Origin of the sequence: Thermoanaerobacter kivui (genome assembly GCF_000763575.1) — a bacterium.
Taxonomy (GTDB): Bacteria; Bacillota; Thermoanaerobacteria; order Thermoanaerobacterales; family Thermoanaerobacteraceae; genus Thermoanaerobacter; species Thermoanaerobacter kivui.
In genome coordinates this window covers 2,112,625-2,132,343 of sequence record NZ_CP009170.1, presented here as the reverse complement: position 1 = coordinate 2,132,343, position 19,719 = coordinate 2,112,625, and the positions used below count along the sequence as shown (strand labels likewise).

14 protein-coding genes, 1 pseudogene and 1 riboswitch are annotated in these 19,719 nt (G+C 35.0%); of the genes and pseudogenes, 12 read left to right on the top strand and 3 right to left on the bottom strand.

What is annotated here, in order from left to right; translation table 11 throughout:
• Positions 1 to 185: 185 nt before the first annotated feature.
• Positions 186 to 1,244 (bottom strand): NADP-dependent isopropanol dehydrogenase, encoded by a 1,059-nt coding sequence (locus tag TKV_RS10865; RefSeq protein ID WP_049685943.1) that lies wholly within the window; start codon positions 1,242 to 1,244, stop codon positions 186 to 188.
• A gap of 369 nt (positions 1,245 to 1,613) precedes the next feature.
• The gene (locus tag TKV_RS10860) at positions 1,614 to 2,657 is read right to left on the bottom strand and encodes an IS30 family transposase (RefSeq protein ID WP_049685865.1); all 1,044 of its coding nucleotides are present in this window, start codon (positions 2,655 to 2,657) and stop codon (positions 1,614 to 1,616) included.
• A 310-nt stretch (positions 2,658 to 2,967) separates the two neighbouring features.
• On the opposite strand from TKV_RS10860, the gene argC reads away from it, so the two are divergent.
• The 10 genes from argC to TKV_RS10810 all read left to right on the top strand — a co-directional run bounded on the left by argC (position 2,968) and on the right by TKV_RS10810 (position 16,046).
• Positions 2,968 to 4,002, top strand: coding sequence for an N-acetyl-gamma-glutamyl-phosphate reductase (gene argC / locus TKV_RS10855; RefSeq protein WP_049685942.1), 1,035 nt, complete (start codon positions 2,968 to 2,970; stop codon positions 4,000 to 4,002).
• Between the two features lie 31 nt (positions 4,003 to 4,033).
• On the top strand, positions 4,034 to 5,254 hold the full coding sequence (gene argJ / locus TKV_RS10850) for a bifunctional glutamate N-acetyltransferase/amino-acid acetyltransferase ArgJ (RefSeq protein WP_049685941.1): 1,221 nt from the start codon (positions 4,034 to 4,036) through the stop codon (positions 5,252 to 5,254).
• Positions 5,251 to 6,150 (top strand): acetylglutamate kinase, encoded by a 900-nt coding sequence (gene argB, locus TKV_RS10845; protein ID WP_049685940.1) that lies wholly within the window; start codon positions 5,251 to 5,253, stop codon positions 6,148 to 6,150. The genes argJ and argB overlap by 4 nt, the downstream gene beginning before the upstream one ends.
• Entirely contained in the window at positions 6,137 to 7,321 is a 1,185-nt protein-coding gene (locus tag TKV_RS10840) for an acetylornithine transaminase (protein WP_049685939.1), read from the top strand. The genes argB and TKV_RS10840 overlap by 14 nt, the downstream gene beginning before the upstream one ends.
• A 1-nt stretch (position 7,322) precedes the next feature.
• Positions 7,323 to 8,393, top strand: a complete 1,071-nt coding sequence (gene carA / locus TKV_RS10835) for a glutamine-hydrolyzing carbamoyl-phosphate synthase small subunit (protein WP_049686289.1) — start codon at positions 7,323 to 7,325, stop codon at positions 8,391 to 8,393.
• Positions 8,380 to 11,598, top strand: a complete 3,219-nt coding sequence (carB, locus tag TKV_RS10830; protein WP_049685938.1) for a carbamoyl-phosphate synthase (glutamine-hydrolyzing) large subunit — start codon at positions 8,380 to 8,382, stop codon at positions 11,596 to 11,598. Before carA ends, carB begins: the two co-directional genes overlap by 14 nt.
• Positions 11,599 to 11,611: 13 nt before the next feature.
• On the top strand, positions 11,612 to 12,844 hold the full coding sequence (locus TKV_RS10825) for an argininosuccinate synthase (RefSeq protein WP_049686288.1): 1,233 nt from the start codon (positions 11,612 to 11,614) through the stop codon (positions 12,842 to 12,844).
• Complete coding sequence (gene argH / locus TKV_RS10820; RefSeq protein ID WP_049685937.1) at positions 12,825 to 14,141, top strand: argininosuccinate lyase; 1,317 nt, start codon at positions 12,825 to 12,827, stop codon at positions 14,139 to 14,141. The genes TKV_RS10825 and argH overlap by 20 nt, the downstream gene beginning before the upstream one ends.
• A 187-nt stretch (positions 14,142 to 14,328) precedes the next feature.
• Positions 14,329 to 14,402, top strand: a riboswitch (Fluoride riboswitch).
• A gap of 646 nt (positions 14,403 to 15,048) precedes the next feature.
• Positions 15,049 to 15,495 (top strand): HesA/MoeB/ThiF family protein, encoded by a 447-nt coding sequence (locus tag TKV_RS10815; protein WP_049685936.1) that lies wholly within the window; start codon positions 15,049 to 15,051, stop codon positions 15,493 to 15,495.
• Between the two features lie 365 nt (positions 15,496 to 15,860).
• On the top strand, positions 15,861 to 16,046 hold the full coding sequence (locus TKV_RS10810; protein WP_049685935.1) for a hypothetical protein: 186 nt from the start codon (positions 15,861 to 15,863) through the stop codon (positions 16,044 to 16,046).
• Positions 16,047 to 16,220: 174 nt separating this feature from the next.
• Here the strand turns inward: TKV_RS10810 and TKV_RS10805 are convergent.
• Positions 16,221 to 17,452 (bottom strand): annotated as a pseudogene (locus TKV_RS10805) (IS110 family RNA-guided transposase).
• Between the two features lie 503 nt (positions 17,453 to 17,955).
• Here TKV_RS10805 and TKV_RS10800 point away from each other — a divergent pair.
• Together TKV_RS10800 and TKV_RS10795 are read left to right on the top strand one after the other, a co-directional pair.
• Complete coding sequence (locus tag TKV_RS10800; RefSeq protein WP_049685934.1) at positions 17,956 to 18,828, top strand: ABC transporter ATP-binding protein; 873 nt, start codon at positions 17,956 to 17,958, stop codon at positions 18,826 to 18,828.
• Complete coding sequence (locus TKV_RS10795; protein WP_049685933.1) at positions 18,816 to 19,481, top strand: ABC-2 transporter permease; 666 nt, start codon at positions 18,816 to 18,818, stop codon at positions 19,479 to 19,481. The genes TKV_RS10800 and TKV_RS10795 overlap by 13 nt, the downstream gene beginning before the upstream one ends.
• Positions 19,482 to 19,719 lie beyond the last annotated feature (238 nt).

Sequence of the window (19,719 nt, the reverse complement as noted above, 5' to 3'; positions counted from 1 at the left end):
CCTCTTCTATTAAGATTTCAGCAATATTTTATCACTTTCGAAGATATTATTAGTATTAATGACAATAAAAATGTTACGAAAATAACTATTTATTGTTATTTTTTAACAAAAGGCCGATGTGTCACAAAAAAAACCGTTGTATTTAGCTTTATCAACATAAAAATGGGGGGACTAAGCCCCCATTTTTATGCTAATATTACAACAGGTTTGATTAGGTCTTTTGGTTTATCTTTCATCAGCATTAGAGCTTTTTCAATATTATCAAATCCTTGAAAAACATGAGTGACGAGTTTGGAAGGATCGACACGCTTATAAAAAACAAGGTCAATCAGTCTTTCCATTCTTAGACGTCCACCAGGGCATAAACCGCCTTTTATAGCTTTATGAGCCATGCCGCAACCCCATTCAAGACGAGGAACAGGCAGAACATCTCCTTCGCCAAAATAATTTACATTAGCGATGGTGCCGCCTGGTTTAACAATCTTAACTGCTGTAGCCATAATGTCAGCATTTCCTCCAGCGATGATGGCAGCATCAACACCTTTGCCTTCCGTTAAATCCATAATCTGGCTTTCGATAGGACCATTTTTATAGTTTACAATATCAGTAGCTCCATAGTATTTTGCAGCATCTACACAAACAGGTCTACTGCCTACTGCAATAATTCTTCCAGCACCCCGCAATTTGGCACCAGCGACTGCCATAAGACCTACTGGACCAATACCCAAAACCGCTACCGTTGCACCTAATTCTATTTCTGCCAGTTCGGCTCCGTGAAAGCCAGTAGTCATCATATCGGGAATCATAACTGCAGCTTCCAATGGAATTTCCTTAGGCAGATGTGCTAAATTCATATCAGCATCGTTCACATGAAAAAATTCACCAAAAACACCATCTTTTATATTCGAAAATTTCCAGCCTGCCAGCATTCCACCAGAGTGTTGGTGATATCCTCTTTGTACTTCAGAGGTTCGCCAATCAGGGGTAATAGCTGGTACAACAACGCGATCACCAGGTTTAAAATCTTTTACCTCACTACCTACTTCAACTACTTCACCTACAGCTTCGTGACCGAGTATCATGTTATGTCTTTCGCCAATAGCACCTTCAAAAACGGTATGAACGTCCGAAGTGCAGGGGGCCACAGCTAGGGGTCTTACGATAGCGTCAAAGGGCCCTGGATTAGGCTTTTCTACCTCAATCCAGCCAACCTTACCGATACTGAGCATTGCAAAACCTTTCATTATTTAAAACAACTCCTAAAATACTAGGTAAGTTATTAGTGAGAATCCTAACTTACCCGTTAATTATAAATACAGTATACAACATACAATATACAGTATACAAATACAATTATAAAATAACACATCGTTAGAGATTTGTCAATAATTATTTTTTATTTTTGCGAAATAATTTAACTATAAATTGCAATATTAAATGCAACACCTAATGAAAATCATGTAGATATAGGATTTGGAACAAATCATATATAACCTTAAGCCCATCTTAGTTAACAAATTGAGCGAAGGTCGTGATTTGTCAAGGGTTTAAGTCAGGCGAAGCCTGCCCCTTGACAAATCACGAACGAGCTCTATACTTTATAAGAGATGGGCTTAACAAATTTTTGCCAGTTCCTCATAAAAGCATTCTTTAGGTGTTTTATAATTTAACAATTTTCGTGGAAGGTTATTAAGCCAATTTTCTACTCTCTTTATCGTATCTATAGATAAATCTCTAATACTTTTTCCTTTAGGGATAAAACGTCGTATAAGACCATTATGTCGTTCATTTGTACCTCTTTCCCAAGATGAATATGGATGTGTATAATATACTTCTACGCCATATTCTAAAAGAGCACTTTCTAAATCACTAAACTCTGTACCATTATCAGATGTTATTGTTTTAAAGACCTTGCTTAAATTGTCACCAAACATATCTTTTAATTTTGATAGTGCATCTTTAACAGATTTACTGTCTTTTGTATCCAATAGTAATATTATTTCATGGCGAGTCTTACGCTCTATTAATGTTAAAAGGACCTTGTCATTAGACTTCTTGCCAATTAACGTATCTATTTCCCAATGTCCAAAAACTTCGCGGCTTTCAACTTCTTTAGGCCTAAAATCAATACTTTTACCCATAATACGTTTATTTTTACGGTTTTGTTTCTTCCTTGGTTTTAAGCGTAGTTTTAAAGGTAAATCAATGTTTTTAACTTTTAATAATCCTCTATCTATATAGTTGTAGAGTGTTTTAGTACAAACAATGGTTTTATTATTCCAACTTGGGTCCTTCTTACAATAACCTACAACTGCGTCTGGTGACCATTTTTCATTTAATATTTTATTTTCAGCATATTTCAAAAAATCTTCTGCTTTAGCTGCTTTAAATTTAGCTCCACAATTTGAACGATTTTTTTCGTAGACAGCCTGACCAGTTTCAGGAAAATAGCTTGTATAAGAAGACAAATCACTTCTAAGTTGTGTAGTAGTTCCACGTTTAATTTCACGGCTTATAGTACTTGGAGATCGATTAAGTTTTTTAGCAATATACCGAATGCTCCTTCCTTCCTTGAGTAATGCATAGATTTCTCCTCGTTCATAGCTACTTAAATGTTTAAAAGAACGCTTTTTTGTGGTACAATTATTATGAACCATAGTGAAAATCCTCCTTGTATGATGTTTAGTTGACACCTATATCATACACGATTTTCACTATGGTTTCTATTTTTTTATCTGTTGCATTTAATTATACAACTAACCGAAATAATTTAACGAAATTTTTTATGAAAAAACTCTTGAAAAAATTTTTTATGGTGGTATAATGTAAAATAAAAGTTGTATAATTATAAATTAAATATTGTATTTATGAAGGGAAATATTTTTTTAACACTTTATGCATAAATATAAATTAAAGCGTATATATATTAATAAATGACAGAGGATGTAAAAGAAGGAGGCACTTTAAATGGTGAGGGTAGGAATATTTGGGGCAACGGGTTATACGGGGGTCGAACTTATAAGAATACTTTCAAAGCATGAAAAAGTAGAGATAAAATATCTTTCTTCTCAAAGTTATAATACCAAAGCAATTTCAGATGTTTATTCATCCCTTATTGGTTTTTGCGACAAAGTGTTGGAAGAGGTAGACTTCCAAAAGGGAATGTCAGAGTGCGATGTCATATTTACGGCTTTGCCTTCAGGTCATGCTTCAAAAATTGCCAGAGAAGCTGTAAAAAAAGGAGTAAAGGTGATTGACTTAGGAGCTGACTTTAGATTTGATGAGTATTCCGTCTACAAAGAATGGTATGGTGGAGATTATGAAAATTATGAAGGTATTAAAAGGGTATATGGTCTTCCGGAAGTTTACAGAGAAAAAATAAAAGAGGCTCAAGTTGTAGGAAATCCTGGATGTTACCCTACAAGTGTTATTTTGGGACTTATGCCTCTTTTGAAAAATGGCATAATAGAGGGGAATGTAATTGTTGATTCAAAGTCAGGTGTATCAGGGGCAGGTCACAATCCCTCACATAACAATATGTATGCAGAATGCAATGAAAACATAAAAGCGTATAATGTTGCAAAGCATAGACATATCCCAGAGATGGAGCAAGAGCTTTCAAAAGCTTCCGGAGAAAAAGTGTCAGTTGTGTTTACTCCCCACCTTGCGCCAATGACAAGAGGAATTTTAAGTACTATGTATTGTAAATTAAAAAAAGAGGTTAATATAGACACTGTTTATGACATTTATGCTGATTTTTATAAAAATGAATATTTTGTAAAAGTGTTGAAACCAGGCAATTACCCAGCAACAAAAAATGTTTATGGGTCGAATTTTTGTCACATAGGGTTTGAAGTTGATAAACACGCCAATACCCTTATAGTGATGTCTGTGATTGACAATCTCGTCAAAGGTGCGTCGGGGCAGGCAGTGCAAAATATGAATATCATTTTTGGAATAGAGGAAAAAACTGGGCTTGATATGATTGCTGTATATCCATAAATAAAAATAGAAGAATGTGGAGGATTGAATGATGGAAGAGTTTGATGTTTTAGAAGGAAGCATCGAACTGCCGAAGGGCTTTTTGGCTTCGGGAATTTTTGCAGGGATTAAAAAAAGCAAAAAAGATGTTGCACTTATATATTCTGAAAAAGTGGCAAATGCAGCAGCAGTATTTACAACGAATAAGGTTAAAGCGGCGCCAGTCCTTCTTGATATGAAAAATATAGAAAAAAGAGAGGCACAGGCGATTATTATAAACAGTGGTAATGCCAATGCATGCACAGGAGAAAAAGGATTCAAGGACGCAGTTAACATGGCAAGGAAAGTGTCACAACTTCTTAAAATAGATGAAGAAAATGTGCTGGTATGTTCTACAGGAGTTATTGGAGTACCTCTTCCTATGGAAAAAGTTTTAAAAGGGATTGAGGCTGCGGCAGAAAATCTTTCAATAGAGGGTGGGTACCAGGCGGCTGAAGCTATAATGACAACAGATACCTTTTTAAAAGGTGTGACAGCCAAGTTTGTAATAGAAGGTAAAATTGTTACAATGACAGGATTTGCGAAAGGGTCAGGTATGATACATCCAAATATGGCCACAATGCTTTCTTTTATACTTACAGATGCTAATATAACTAAGGTTGCATTAAATAAAGCTTTTAAAGAAACTGTAGACAAAACTTATAACATGATTTCTGTTGATGGAGATATGAGCACAAATGATACAGCGATAATACTTGCAAATGGGGAAGCGCAAAACAAAACAATAGAAGAAGGGACTCATGAATTTGATATGTTTTATAAAGCCTTAGAGTATGTGAATAAAACTCTTGCAAAACTTATTGTGAAGGATGGGGAAGGAGCAACTAAATTCATGGAAGTAAATGTAATAAATGCAAAAACTGAAAAAGATGCAAGATTAGCTGCAAAGTCTATCGTAAACTCAAATCTTGTAAAGACAGCTATATTCGGTGAAGATGCCAACTGGGGAAGGATTCTCGCGGCAGTGGGGTATTCAGGGGCAGATTTTGACGTAAGTAGAGTTGACATATATTTAAAAAGCGTGAAGGGAGAGGTTAAAGTTTGTGAAAACGGCGGATACATCTTTTTTGATGAGGCTTTAGCCAAAGAAATTTTGGAAGAGAATGAGATTATTGTAACCGTAGATATGAAGGCCGGGGAATATAGTGCGACTTCGTGGGGGTGCGACTTAAGTTATGATTATGTAAAAATTAACGGGAGTTATAGAACATGATTAGAAAGCAAAAATATGGTGACGAAATCGCAAAAGCCCATGTTTTAATAGAAGCACTCCCTTATATTAAAAAGTTCTCCGGCAAGACAGTTGTAATAAAATACGGTGGAAGTGCAATGTTAGACTGCAATTTAAAAAGAATGGTAATGCAGGACATTGTATTGATGAAATTTGTAGGATTAAACCCCGTAGTTGTACATGGCGGTGGACCAGAAATAAATAACATGCTAAAAAGATTAGGCATAGAGTCAAAGTTTGTGAAGGGACTGCGGGTTACTGACGAGGTAACTATGGAAGTTGTTGAAATGGTACTAGTGGGGCGCATTAATAAGGAAATTGTATCCTTGATCAATGAACTAGGGGGCCAGGCGATTGGCGTAAGCGGGAAAGATGGGAGACTTTTAAAGGCGGAAAAAGATACCTCAAACGGCGACATAGGATACGTAGGAAAAATTGTAGATGTAAACATAGATGTAATAACGATGATGCTGGAAAAAGGCTATATACCTGTTATTGCACCGACATCTTTCGGAGATGACGGCAAAACATACAATGTAAATGCGGATACTGCAGCAGGAAAAATCGCAGAAGCATTAAAGGCTGAAAAACTAATTTTACTTACAGATGTCGAAGGAATTCTATCAAATATAAATGATAAAAGTAGCCTAATATCCCGAATGGACTTAGAGCATGCAAAAGAATTTATGAATTCGGGACGCATAAACGGTGGAATGATACCAAAACTTGAATGTTGCATAAAAGCTGTTGAAAATGGCGTGAAAAGAGCTCACATCATTGACGGAAGGCTTACACATTCATTGCTTCTTGAAATTTTTACTGATGAAGGAATAGGTACTATGATAGGAAAGGAATGTTTTGACGATGATAACCTCTGAGGATAAGAAATATCTAATGAATACTTACAGCAGATACCCTATTACCCTGGTAGAGGGAAAAGGGACAAAAGTGTGGGATGACAAAGGGAATGTTTATCTCGATTTTGTTGCAGGCATTGCAGTAAATTCACTGGGGCATTGTCATCCGGCATTAGTTGATGCTATAAAGAACCAATCCGAAAAACTTATACACTGTTCTAATCTTTATTGGAATGAGAATCAGATACAACTTGCAAAGATAATTGCGGAAAACTCCTTTGGAGATAGAGTATTTTTTGCAAACAGCGGTGCAGAAGCAAATGAAGGCGCCATAAAACTTGCCAGAAAATATGCCTCATTAAAATACGGTGATAAAAGGTATAAAGTTATATCTGCCAAAAATTCTTTTCACGGTAGAACTTTTGGGGCACTTACTGCGACAGGTCAAGAGAAATATCACAAAGGTTTTGGCCCACTTCTTTCTGGTTTTAAATATGTACCTTTTAATGATATTGACGCTCTTTATGAAGCAATTGATGATGAAGTGTGTGCAATTATGCTGGAAGTAGTGCAAGGCGAAGGTGGTATCCATGAAGCTACACCGGAGTATATAAAGGCAGCAAGAGAAATATGTGATGAAAATGACATTCTCTTTATAATAGACGAAGTTCAGACAGGTATAGGAAGGACGGGAAAACTTTTTGGATATGAACATTACGGCATAACTCCTGACATTATGACTTTAGCAAAGGGATTGGGAGGAGGCTTCCCAATAGGAGCTATTGTCGCAAAAGAGGATAAAGCTGTTTTTCAACCGGGAGACCATGCCTCCACATTTGGCGGGAGTCCTTTAGCTTGCGCCGCAGGAATTGCAGTGATGAATGAAATAACAAAGGAAGGCTTTTTAGATAGTGTAGCTCAAAAAGGCGAGTATTTTAGGAGAAAACTTAAAAATTTAAAGGAGAAATACAGTGTCATAAAAGAAGTGAGAGGAAAAGGCCTTATGATAGGCTGCGAAATGGATATGGAAGAGGCGCCGGATATTGTGACAAAGGCAATGGAAAAAGGCTTACTTATAAATTGTATCAGCCACAATGTTTTAAGATTTGTTCCTCCTCTTACTGTGACAGAAGAGGAAATAGATACGGCGTTAATAATACTGGAGGATGTACTTTGTGAAATGGGGTTTTAGCATGAAAGGTTATTTAAAACTTGAGGATGGAAGCATATTTGAAGGCAAGTTAATAAGCAAAAACAAAAAAGGATATGGAGAAGTTGTTTTTACCACAGGGATGACAGGCTATCAAGAAGCCATAACAGATCCTTCCTATGCAGGCCAAATAGTTGTCATGACATATCCTTTAATAGGAAATTATGGTATTAACAAATACGACTTTCAATCAGAAAAGCCTTATATAAGGGGGTTTGTGATACGGGAATATTGTGATAAGCCTAGTAATTTCCAGAGTGAGAAGTCGCTTTTGAGCTATCTTGATGAGCACAACATACCGGTATTATCAGGTGTTGATACAAGGGCTTTGACAAAAAAGCTTAGAGAAAATGGAACTATGAGAGGAATTATAACTTGTAACCCTGACGACGACATAGAATTTGACCAAACAAATCTTTTAGAAGAAGTTTCTACAAAAAGGTTATACCGTATAGCGGGTATTGGTCCAAAACTTGCCTTTATTGACCTTGGCACAAAAAAGAGCATTTTAAAAATGCTAAATTCAGTTGGATTTGACATTTATGTGTTTCCTTACAATGCAAGTTATGATGATGTTATGCAAATAAATCCCGATGCAATATTTCTTTCAAATGGACCGGGTGACCCTAAAGATGCAGTTTATGCAATAGAACTTACTAAACACTTTATGGGTATAAAACCTGTGCTTGGAATATGCTTAGGGCATCAAATAATAGCCCTTGCTCTTGGATGCAATACAGTAAAGATGAAATTTGGCCACAGAGGTGCAAATCAACCTGTTAAGGATTTACTAACAAATAAAGACTATATAACTTCTCAAAACCACGGATACGCTGTTGAAGAGGAGTCAATAGATAAAAACAAGATAACTGTAACCCATATAAACTTAAACGATGGAACAGTAGAAGGCATTATGCATAAGTTTCTGCCAGTTTTTTCTGTGCAGTATCATCCTGAGGCATGTCCTGGACCCCGTGATTCAACAGATATTTTTGATAAATTCATGGATATAGTCATGGTTTACAAAAGGAGGTCTTATTTTGCCGAAGTATAAGGATATTAGTAAGGTTCTGGTAATAGGCTCAGGCCCTATTATAATAGGGCAAGCAGCAGAGTTTGATTATTCAGGAACCCAAGCCTGTAAATCCTTAAAAGAAGAAGGCGTACAAGTTGTTCTGGTAAACAACAATCCAGCTACCATAATGACTGACACTGATATAGCAGATATTGTTTATATTGAAAATCCTACTGCTCCCGTAGTTGAAAAAATAATAGCAAAAGAAAGGCCGGATGGAATTCTTGCTACCTTGGGAGGACAGACAGGGCTCAATCTTGCTGTCAAACTCGAAGAAGAGGGAATTTTAGACAAATACAATGTAAAACTTTTGGGAACTTCTTTTGAGTCAATAAAAACTGCAGAAGACAGAGAACTTTTTAAAAGAAAAATGCAGGAAATAGAGGAGCCAGTTGCTGAAAGTATCACAGTCACAAATGTAGAGGATGCCTTAAAATTTGCTAAAAATTACGGTTATCCTTTGATAATAAGGCCTGCATATACACTCGGAGGTACAGGCGGTGGTATAGCCAACAATGATGAGGAACTTATATCGATTGTAGATTTAGGCCTTAAAAAAAGCATGGTTGGAGAAGTGCTTGTTGAAAAATCTCTGTACGGATGGAAAGAAATAGAGTTTGAGGTAATGAGAGATGCTGATGATAATTGTATTACCATCTGTAGCATGGAAAATTTTGATCCAGTAGGAGTTCACACAGGAGATAGTATAGTCGTAGCGCCAGTGCAGACTTTGTCAGATTACGAATATCAAATGTTAAGAAGTGCAAGCATTAAAATAATCAAGGCTTTAAAAATTGAGGGAGGATGTAATATCCAATTTGCTTTAGATCCCCAAAGCCACAAATACTATGTTATAGAAGTAAACCCAAGGGTTAGTCGTTCAAGCGCACTGGCATCAAAAGCGACAGGTTATCCTATTGCAAAGGTTGCTGCAAAAATTGCAATAGGGCTTAGACTTGATGAAATAAAAAATCCTGTAACAGGTAAAACAACTGCATTTTTTGAACCTGCACTGGATTATGTTGTGACAAAAATACCGAGATGGCCTTTTGACAAATTTTATACTACTGATAGAAAAATAGGTACACAGATGAAGGCGACAGGAGAAGTAATGGCAATTGAAAGGTCTTTTGAAGCCTCCCTTTTGAAGGCCGTAAGGTCATTAGAGATAAAAGCTTACGGCCTTCGATTAAACAATATAAAAGGCATGAAAACAGAAGAAATACTAAAAGGCATATCAGTTCCTAATGACATGAGGCTATTTTATATAGCAGAAGCTCTTCGCTGCGATATAGACATTGATTATATTAATGACGTTACAAAAATAGACAAATGGTTTTTAAATAAGCTTTTAAATATTATAAATATGGAGAGGGAAATAGAGAAAAATGAGTTAAGGGAAGAGATTCTTAAAAAAGCAAAGAGAATGGGATTTTCAGACAGAGAAATTGCAACAATAAAGGGAATTAAAGAAGAAGATGTGAGAGCATTAAGAAAAGAATATAGCATATATCCTTCCTATAAAATGGTAGATACCTGTGCAGCAGAGTTTGAATCCGTCACACAATATATATATTCCACTTATGGTGAAGAAGATGAAGTTGAAATCCATGATATACCAAAAGTAATTGTAATAGGCTCTGGACCCATAAGAATTGGTCAGGGAATTGAGTTTGATTACTGTTCTGTTAAAGCCTTGTGGGCTTTAAGAGATGCAGGAATCAAATCCATCATAATAAACAACAATCCTGAAACTGTCAGTACAGATTTTGATACAGGTGACAGGCTGTACTTTGAGCCTATTACATTGGAGGATGTTTTAAACATATACGAGAAAGAAAAACCCCTCGGTGTAATGGTAATGTTTGGCGGCCAGACAGCAATAAATCTTACAGAAGGGTTAGTCAAAAACGGAGTAAAAATATTAGGCACTTCCTATGAAAGCATTGATATAAGTGAAGACAGGGAAAAGTTCTCAAAACTTTTAAAAGAGCTAAACATCAATCAACCTAAAGGCGATTATGCCTTGACAGTAGGAGATGCAAAAGATATTGCGCTAAAACTTGGTTTTCCACTTCTTGTAAGGCCCTCGTATGTTATAGGTGGTCAATCTATGGAAAAAGTTAACACACTTCAAGAACTGATTGACTATGTAAAACATGCGACAGAAATATCTCCAGGCAAACCTATTTTAATAGATAAATATATAGATGGAAGAGAAGTAGAAATTGATGCGGTGTCAGATGGTGAGTGTGTGCTAATACCCGGAATAATGGAGCATATAGAAAGAGCTGGAGTACATTCAGGAGACAGTTTCTCAATATATCCTGCAAGAAATTTGTCTGAACGGGAGATAAACACTATTATCGAATACACAGAGAGGATTTCAAAAGCTTTAAATGTAAAAGGACTTATAAATATTCAATTTGCAGTAAAAGAAGGCACTGTATACGTGTTAGAAGTAAATCCCAGAGCTTCACGTACTGTACCTATTATGAGCAAAGCGACAGGTGTACCTCTGGTGAAACTGGCAGTGGAAATTGCACTAGGTAAAAAATTAAAGGAATTAGGTTATAAAGGCGGTTTATGGCCTAAAGCTCCATACACGGTTGTGAAAGCTCCTGTATTTTCCATGGAAAAATTGACAGATACTGAGGTTTCATTAGGACCTGAAATGAAATCAACAGGAGAAATTATGGGTATAGATTTAAGTTATGAAGGAGCTCTTTACAAAGCTTTAGAAGGAGCCGGTCTTAAAATACCTAAAAAAGGCAAGATTCTTCTTTCAATAGCGGAAAGAGATTTTCAAGAAGCAGTATCTTTAGTTGAAAAATTGCAGAGCTTAGGGTATGAAATATATGCAACATACAGGACAGGTAAGTATTTAAGTTTGATGGGTATTCATGTAAATATTATGGTTCTTGATAATGCAATAAAGTTGTTGAAAGACGGATATTTTGACACTGTAGTAAATACACCGACAAAAGGCAAAAAACCTGATAATATAGGATTTAAGTTAAGAAGAACTGCAGTGGAATACAGAATTCCTCTCTTTACATCTATAGATACTATAAAGGCGGCATTAAATGCTGTAGCAAAAGTAAATGTGAGTGGTTTGTCTATTTTATCTATAAACGAATATGAAGAAATACAAAAGGATAATGTTAAAAATTTGGTTTTGTGAGGAGTGTTTAAAAATGTTAAAAGGTGAAAAAGTAGTACTTGCTTATTCAGGAGGACTTGACACATCAGTAATTATACCATGGCTTAAAGAAAATTATGAATGTGAGATAATAGCAGCTTGCATTGATGTAGGACAGGGAGAGGAACTTAAATATATAAAAGATAAAGCCTTGGCAAGTGGTGCCAGCAAAGTATATATCGAAGACGTAAAAGAAGAATTTGTAAAAGATTATATATTCCCTACTTTAAAGGCTGGTGCTGTTTACGAAGGGAAATACCTTTTAGGCACTTCTATGGCGAGGCCTTTAATTGCCAAAAAACTTGTGGAAATTGCCCACAAAGAGGGTGCAAAAGCAATAGCCCATGGTGCGACAGGCAAAGGCAATGACCAGGTGAGGTTTGAAGTATCAATACATGCTCTTGACCCCTCAATAAAAATCATAGCACCATGGAGGATATGGGATTTAAAATCAAGGGAAGATGAAATAGACTATGCAAAAAAGAAAGGGATTCCAATCCCTGTTACTAAAGAAAAAATATACAGTGTCGATAATAACTTGTGGCATGTAAGCCATGAAGGTGGCGACCTTGAAGACCCGTGGAATGAGCCTAAAAGTGACCTTTACAATATAATCACCCCACCTGACAAAGCCCCAGATAAGCCAGAATATGTGCTTATAGAATTTGAAAAGGGCATCCCTGTTAAAGTAAACGGCAAAGCTTTAGAACCCGTCAAATTAATAGAAGAATTAAACGTAATTGCAGGAAGAAACGGTGTGGGGATAGCCGACATTGTGGAAAACAGGCTTGTAGGGATGAAATCTCGCGGTGTTTATGAAACTCCTGCAGGGACACTGCTTCACGCTGCTCACAAAGAACTTGAATATCTTGTGCTTGATAAGGAAACAATGAGGTTTAAGGATTTGGTTTCACAAAAATATGCAGACCTTGTTTACAACGGTTTGTGGTTTTCATCACTTAAAGCTGCGCTAGACGCTTTTGTGGAGGAAACGCAAAAAAATGTAACGGGTGTTGTAAGACTAAAGCTTTATAAAGGAAATGTCATAAACGCAGGAGCAAAATCTCCTTATTCTCTTTACAATGAAGAATTTGTAACTTTTGGTAAAGATGAGGTTTATAATCAAAAAGATGCAGAAGGATTCATAAATCTCTTTGGACTTTCTTTAAAAATTAAGGCGTTGATGGAAATGGAGAGGAAGGATATGGATGAAGCTGTGGGGAGGTAGGTTTAAAAGCGAGACGGACAAACTAATGGAGGAGTTTAATTCCTCCATTTCTTTTGATATTAGGCTTCTAAAGCATGACATATTAGGCTCAATTGCCCATGCAAAAGGACTTTATAAAGCTGGAGTGCTGACAGAAGATGAACTCAATTTAATAGAAAAAGGGTTAAAGGAAATTCTTGATGAAACCAATGTTGGAGAGATACCAAATGATGAAGATGTTCATTCTTATGTTGAAAGGCTTTTAACTGAGAAAATAGGCGATACAGGGCGCAAACTTCACACAGGAAGAAGTCGAAACGACCAAATTGCGACGGATGAAAGGCTTTATTTGAGAGATGAGATAGACAAAATAAAAGAGGATTTAATAAAACTTATAGATACCTTAAAAGAAATGGCTGAAACTTATAAAAAGGCGATTATGCCGGGATATACGCATTTGCAAAGGGCACAGCCTGTGACTTTTGGCCATCATCTTCTTGCCTATGTTGAAATGTTTAAAAGAGATTTATCAAGGCTTGAGGATATGGTGAAAAGAGTCAATGTAATGCCTTTGGGCTCCGGTGCACTTGCGGGTACCACCTTTGATATTGATAGAAAATACGTGGCATCTCTTTTAGGGTTCGATGATATAACTTTAAACAGCATGGACGGTGTAAGCGATAGGGACTTTGTAATAGAATTTTTAAGCTTTGCTTCTATAACAATGATGCATTTGAGCAGATTCTGTGAGGAATTAATTTTGTGGTCCAGCAAAGAATTTGATTTTATTGAGATGGACGATAGATTCTCAACAGGAAGCAGTATGATGCCGCAAAAGAAAAACCCAGATGCAGCAGAACTTATAAGGGGGAAAACTGGGAGAGTTTATGGTGATTTGATTACAATACTTACGGTGATGAAAGGACTCCCTCTTGCATATAACAAAGATATGCAGGAGGATAAAGAAGCTTTGTTTGATGGAATAGACACTTTAAAAATGTCTTTGAAAGTATTTACTGAGATGATAAAAACAATTAAAGTAAAGCCTAACAACATGGAAAAAGCCGCAAAATATGGTTATATGAATGCTACAGATTTTGCGGACTATCTTGTAGAAAAAGGCATTCCTTTTAGGACCGCTCATGAAATTGCAGGCAAAGTAGTTTTATATGCATTAGAACGAAATTTAGCTATTGAAGATTTATCACTTGAAGAACTTAAAAAATTCAGCGATGTGATAGAAAAAGATGTATATGAAGCGATAGATATAAAAAATATTTTAAAAAAGAGAAAAACAATAGGTTCACCCAAAATATAGCTTGAAAAAGCCTATGCATGACTTTTGCATAGGCTTTTTCAAGGGTTTTTGAGCGTTTTATCATGTTCTCCAATATTACGCAAAAGAATATCATCTTTGTAATATTGCCATGTCATTCGAATATTCATTGTTATACTAGCCTCAAATATGTTTTCTAACCCTACATCTTTTTTTATTTATCTTCAAACCTCGGTAAAGGGATGAAGCCCCCTTTTGGAAAATCCGAACTGCTGATAAACAGCTGATGGCTTCTACGGTAAAGACGTAGGGGTTGTCAGCTTTTTTGTATTTAGTGCATTTGCCTACAACTTTGAAAGGAAGGTGCTTTCTTATGCCTTTCCATAGCATATTATTTAAAAAAACGAAGATGAAGTAAGCTGATTATTAGGATTAAAAGTCACCGTGGAGGATACAGCATAAGGTTTACGCACGATTTAATATAATACCATATAAAACCTACAGAGTAATTTTTTAAAAATATGATACTATAGGTTCATATGGTTGTTGTTTTTTTTGTCTTTTTCGGCAGTGCTTTATTTTCGGGATAGGATAGATATATTAAATATAGTAAAGTAAAATTTATGCTAAAAAATACGAAAGAAAAATTAATAAACATCTGAAAGTCTTGAAAAAGCTTAAAATTATAAATATAAAATATGAGAAATTAAGAAAATACAAGAAAAACAGAGTAAGTGTGAGGAAAACATATAAAATATGGAAATAATATTCTAAAAAAAAAAAAAAAAAACGGACAAAGTTATAGTTTGATAAATGATATAAGATAGAATTAATATAAAAACTGGAAGTACTTCCAATTAGAAAATATAATTGCCCAGGTGTACTAAAAAAGAAGGGGGTGAATTATTCATGTTAATGGAAGAAATTAAATTAGTAGATGCTCCTTCTGATGCCCAATTTTGGGGTGGGTGCTGGCGCAATTGGTACACATGTTTTGTGGAATTTTGTGGCAATGGGAATTAAAAAAATAACTGTTGTAGATTTTGATGTAGTAGAAGAGAGTAATTTGAATAGACAGTTGTTTTATTGCTACGAAGATATAGGAAAATATAAAGTCGAAGTATTAGCTGAAAAAATAAAAAAGCTTGATCCTCAAGTTGAATTAATTATTTATAAAGAAAAAATATCTTCGGTTCAAGATATAGAAAAATATATTGCAAACAAAACATTGGTAATTAAATCTTTTGATACACCAGAAAATGCTACAGAATGGGTGAATGAGGTATGTGTAAATATCAAAGCCACAGAAATAAGCAATAATAAGGTTATTATGGGGTGGTCTATGAGGTTAGTAGTTTCGCCAAATTTTTCAGCCTGTATAACTATACCTGTATAACTATAAAAGATCTAAACATTGAATGATGAAAGTAACTTTTACGACCGGAGCCGGAAGAAGGAAATTCAGGTATGGGAGAGAGATCAAGGTTTTTAAACATTGAAGAATAGAAATCAATTTTAGAATGGGAAGTAAAGAGTTCAGGGATATTTAAGAGTAATTGAAGCTGGTACATGTGGGATTTCCTTCTTATAAGTATTTTATGGTGTATATATAATAATTCGACGAATAAGAGTGGAAATTCTACATAAAAGATAAAAAATTTAAGAGTGATAGCAAAAAAGTACATCTTGGGAATGGCTTAAATGAAGGCTTTCAAATTATGCACAAGCCTATATTATAAAATAGATTGGGGGTGAATATTTATGAAAAAATTAAATTTATTAGTTATTGTAATTGGTTCTCTTATTGCAACTACAGCTTCATTATCTGATCGCATATCAAAAGCTATTGGGGTAAGGGAGGATATAGTTATATACTTCGATATTTTATTATTTTTATTTGCCATATTTTTACTTGTCTTAAATAAAAGACAAGATAAGAGGGATTAAGGGTTCTGCAAAGACTAAAACAAGAGAAATAAGTATTTCGGTAATATGTCAAGAGGGTGATAAAAAAATTCAAAAAAAATTTAATAAAATAACCTAAAAAAGGGTATAGCAAAGCTAACCATCACGCAATAAGCTAATGAAAATTAATGTAAAATATGGTTATGGGGTAATATGTTAACTTATACAATCATCTCCTTTCATTATTGGGGATTTATAAAGTTTTTCTTCGCGCAGCAGAGCGAAGACTAACCTTACAGTTTTACGTGCAGTCAATACAAGAGCACGTTTATGCTTGTGAGTTTTGCTTTCTTTAAATTTGCGGGCATAGTATTGTGAGAACTCAGGTAAATACTTCCTGAGCTTAAAGCTGCTTGAATAAAATAATATCTGAGATACTCATTACCAGTACGCTTGAGATATGTGTCCTCCGCTTTAAAATCAGCAGACTGGTACTCTGACCAATAAAGGCCGGAAAACTTTGCAAGGGCATTATCATTATCAAACCTTGAAATTCCGCCTATCTCAGATATTAAGCCGGCTGCGATGGTTGGGCCAATACCTTTTACTGATGTAAGACAAAGAAATTCATTGTTAAATCCTTTTACCTCATTAATAATGGCTTTTTCTACAGCTTTCTTCTGCTTTTCAAGGGACTGTAGATTGTCAAAGCAAGACTTGATAACAAAGTTTAAAGAATCATCTACAGTAGCATTAATTCTATAAGACTTGCGAACAGCCTCTTGAAGCAATTTAGCTGTAGCTTCAGGATCATCAAAGCAATCTTTACTAACCAAAAAGCCGGCAAGTTCATCAAGCGGTCGAGCCGCAATATCATCAAGGGTGAAAAACTCATTAAATATTTCAGTAGCAGTTGCTCCAAAATTATTACTAAAGACTTTATTTTGGCACAAACCGCTAAACTTAAGGAACAAATTGCTGAGTAAATAATTTTTTTCTCTAACAATACTATTAACAATGTGAAAGCGATGGCGAGTAAGCCTCTGGAGAGCAAGATATCTAAAATCTACAGAACAAGATTTAGGGAGTCTACCGAATCTCAGTTTTTCAGCAATAGCAAAGGCATCAATCCAGTCATTTTTAGGTAAATTGCCGAGAGACTTTTTAAAAGCATTAATGATATTTGCATTAAAAGTAGTAATAGAAGGTTGATAAGGCTTAAGAGCAGAATGATCAGCCAAATAATACTGGAGGTGCCAGCCATAGACTGAAGTAGATTCCAAACCAATAAAGACCTTTTGGATATTGTATTTATTACAACACTCCAAGATACGTGATACTATAACATCACAACCATGAGGGTTATTTTCTACAGAAAAACGGGAGGAAGCATCATTACCCTCCTGGTCGAGAATATGAACCTTGACATCATTCAGGCTTACATCCATACCAACAAAAAGCTTATTCAAGATCGTTACACCTCCTTTCAAAAGTGATAAAGTAAGTAAAAGTTAATTTGAGATAACCCTAGCAACCAGATTATTTAGCAACCTCGCAATTAGCTCTTAATATATAAGCCTGAATCCTCTGCTGCCAGGGGCTTATATATAACAAAGCAGATTTCGCGTAAGAAAAGGCAAATCTGGTGTAGGGACCACACTTAAAAGAGCGGTCAAGCCGCATGGAGGACGAAAGCCTGTCCCACATTAACTTTACAGTATAATAATGCTACAAGTTATCTCAAAAGTAAATAATAAGGCCGAAAAAAGATGAGACGGACGCGCCATGAATCCTGCATATTGCGCAATATTACGGATTCATGGCAATAGATAAGATTTTAGACAAGATGAGAATATTAAAGATTTCCAGTTATAAATGCACTTTATTAAATTTTTAAGAAGTGAGACAAATTTATTGTCTTTAAAATTAATTATACGAGGAGGTCTAAAAGGTGGAGCCAATTTTGGAGGTTAAGAATTTAAGGAAGAATTTTAGAGGGTTTACATTAAAAGATGTCAGTTTTTCACTGCCAAGAGGGTTTATTATGGGTTTCATTGGACCTAATGGGGCAGGGAAAAGTACGACTATTAAGCTTATTATGAATTTGCTAAAAAGAGATGGAGGGGAAATTAAAGTTTTTGGGTTAGATAATATAAAATATGAAAAGGAAATAAAAGAGAAAATTGGCTTTGTATATGAAGAAAGTTATTTTTATGGGGACTTAACTATTTCTGAAATGAAAAGAGTTATAGCACCCCTATATAAAAACTGGGATGAGGAAGTTTTTATGAAGTATTTAAAAGAATTTGATTTGCCTGCTAAAAGAAAGATAAAGAGTTTATCCAGAGGGATGAAAATAAAATTTGCCCTTGCCATAGCGTTGTCCCATGGGGCTGAACTTCTCATTATGGATGAGCCGACTTCAGGGCTGGATCCTTTGATAAGAAGTGAACTTCTGGATATTTTTTCTTCTTTAATACAGGATGAAAACAAAAGTATTTTCTTTTCAACTCATATAACCTCTGATTTGGATAAAATTGCCGATTACATTACCCTGATTAATAAAGGTGAAATAATATTTAGCACCACAAAAGATGAAATTATAGAGAATTATGGAATTGTCAAAGGAAGCAAAGATGTTTTGGATGAGAATATTAAAAAATATTTTGTAGGAATTAAGGAAAATAAATTCGGATTTGAAGGATTAGTGAAGGATAAAATGCAAATAAAAAAGCTTTTAAAAGATTATGTAATCATTGAAAAACCTACTTTGGAGGATGTTATGCTATATTTTACAAAGGAGGAGTTTAAATGTTTAGTTTAATTCTAAAGGATATACTTGTGAGCAAAAAGATTCTTTTATTTGGTGCTGCCTTTATTACTTTGATGACAATACTGGGTGTGCCAGAAGGTGCGAAAGACCTTGCAGCCGGAGCAATAATAGTAGGTGTAGTATATATGGGTATGGTGTTATCAAGTTCAGCCGATGAGACAAATAAAGCTGATATCTTATTAAATAGTCTGCCTTTAAAAAGATACGAAATTGTACTATCTAAATATATTTCTATATTTGTCTATTCAGCAATTGGAATAGTATTTTATTTACTATTTGAAGTATTGATAAAACTAATAGGGGTACCAGTCATTGTATATCCCATTACTTTTAATTCCATAGCTTATGGTTTTTTGCTTGTGGGCTTTTTGAATAGTTTATATTTACCGCTAATGTTTAAATTTGGTCATAATATTTCAAGAGTTTTTTACATTTTTTTCTTCGTATTTTTCTTTTTAAGTATATCATATGTTGAAAAACTGGTAGGGAAACTTGCAGGATCCAGTTGGTTACAAAATATCAGTTCATTTATAATGAGTCAATCAGATGTTGTAAAGATGTTTTTTATAATTGTTTTTGCCTTTATTTTACTTACAATTTCATATTTACTTTCTGTTAGGTTTTATGAAAATAGAGAGTTTTAAAATATAGAGGGAGCCATTCTTAAAAAGAACCGGCCCCCTATTTAAGTGTTATTTTACAGGCAATTTTACTTCAAATTTACTGGATTTGATATTTATATATGCAGTATCGGGGCTGACAGGAGAGAATTTTATTAATCTGGGATAGGCTTTATCTTTTTCTATTTTGCCATTTATATCAAAAAGATTATACTCTGCTTCCCACTTTATCTGTAACCAATTTGTAACTAAAACTTAATAA

What these genes read in the sequence shown, in the direction of transcription:
- TKV_RS10865 (WP_049685943.1), bottom strand. Translation starts at nt 1,244, where the DNA reads ATGAAAGGTTTTGCAATGCTCAGTATCGGTAAGGTTGGCTGGATTGAG.
- TKV_RS10860 (WP_049685865.1), bottom strand. Translation starts at nt 2,657, where the DNA reads ATGGTTCATAATAATTGTACCACAAAAAAGCGTTCTTTTAAACATTTA.
- argC (WP_049685942.1), top strand. Translation starts at nt 2,968, where the DNA reads ATGGTGAGGGTAGGAATATTTGGGGCAACGGGTTATACGGGGGTCGAA.
- argJ (WP_049685941.1), top strand. Translation starts at nt 4,034, where the DNA reads ATGGAAGAGTTTGATGTTTTAGAAGGAAGCATCGAACTGCCGAAGGGC.
- argB (WP_049685940.1), top strand. Translation starts at nt 5,251, where the DNA reads ATGATTAGAAAGCAAAAATATGGTGACGAAATCGCAAAAGCCCATGTT.
- TKV_RS10840 (WP_049685939.1), top strand. Translation starts at nt 6,137, where the DNA reads ATGATAACCTCTGAGGATAAGAAATATCTAATGAATACTTACAGCAGA.
- carA (WP_049686289.1), top strand. Translation starts at nt 7,323, where the DNA reads ATGAAAGGTTATTTAAAACTTGAGGATGGAAGCATATTTGAAGGCAAG.
- TKV_RS10825 (WP_049686288.1), top strand. Translation starts at nt 11,612, where the DNA reads ATGTTAAAAGGTGAAAAAGTAGTACTTGCTTATTCAGGAGGACTTGAC.
- argH (WP_049685937.1), top strand. Translation starts at nt 12,825, where the DNA reads ATGAAGCTGTGGGGAGGTAGGTTTAAAAGCGAGACGGACAAACTAATG.
- TKV_RS10815 (WP_049685936.1), top strand. Translation starts at nt 15,049, where the DNA reads ATGCCCAATTTTGGGGTGGGTGCTGGCGCAATTGGTACACATGTTTTG.
- TKV_RS10810 (WP_049685935.1), top strand. Translation starts at nt 15,861, where the DNA reads ATGAAAAAATTAAATTTATTAGTTATTGTAATTGGTTCTCTTATTGCA.
- TKV_RS10795 (WP_049685933.1), top strand. Translation starts at nt 18,816, where the DNA reads ATGTTTAGTTTAATTCTAAAGGATATACTTGTGAGCAAAAAGATTCTT.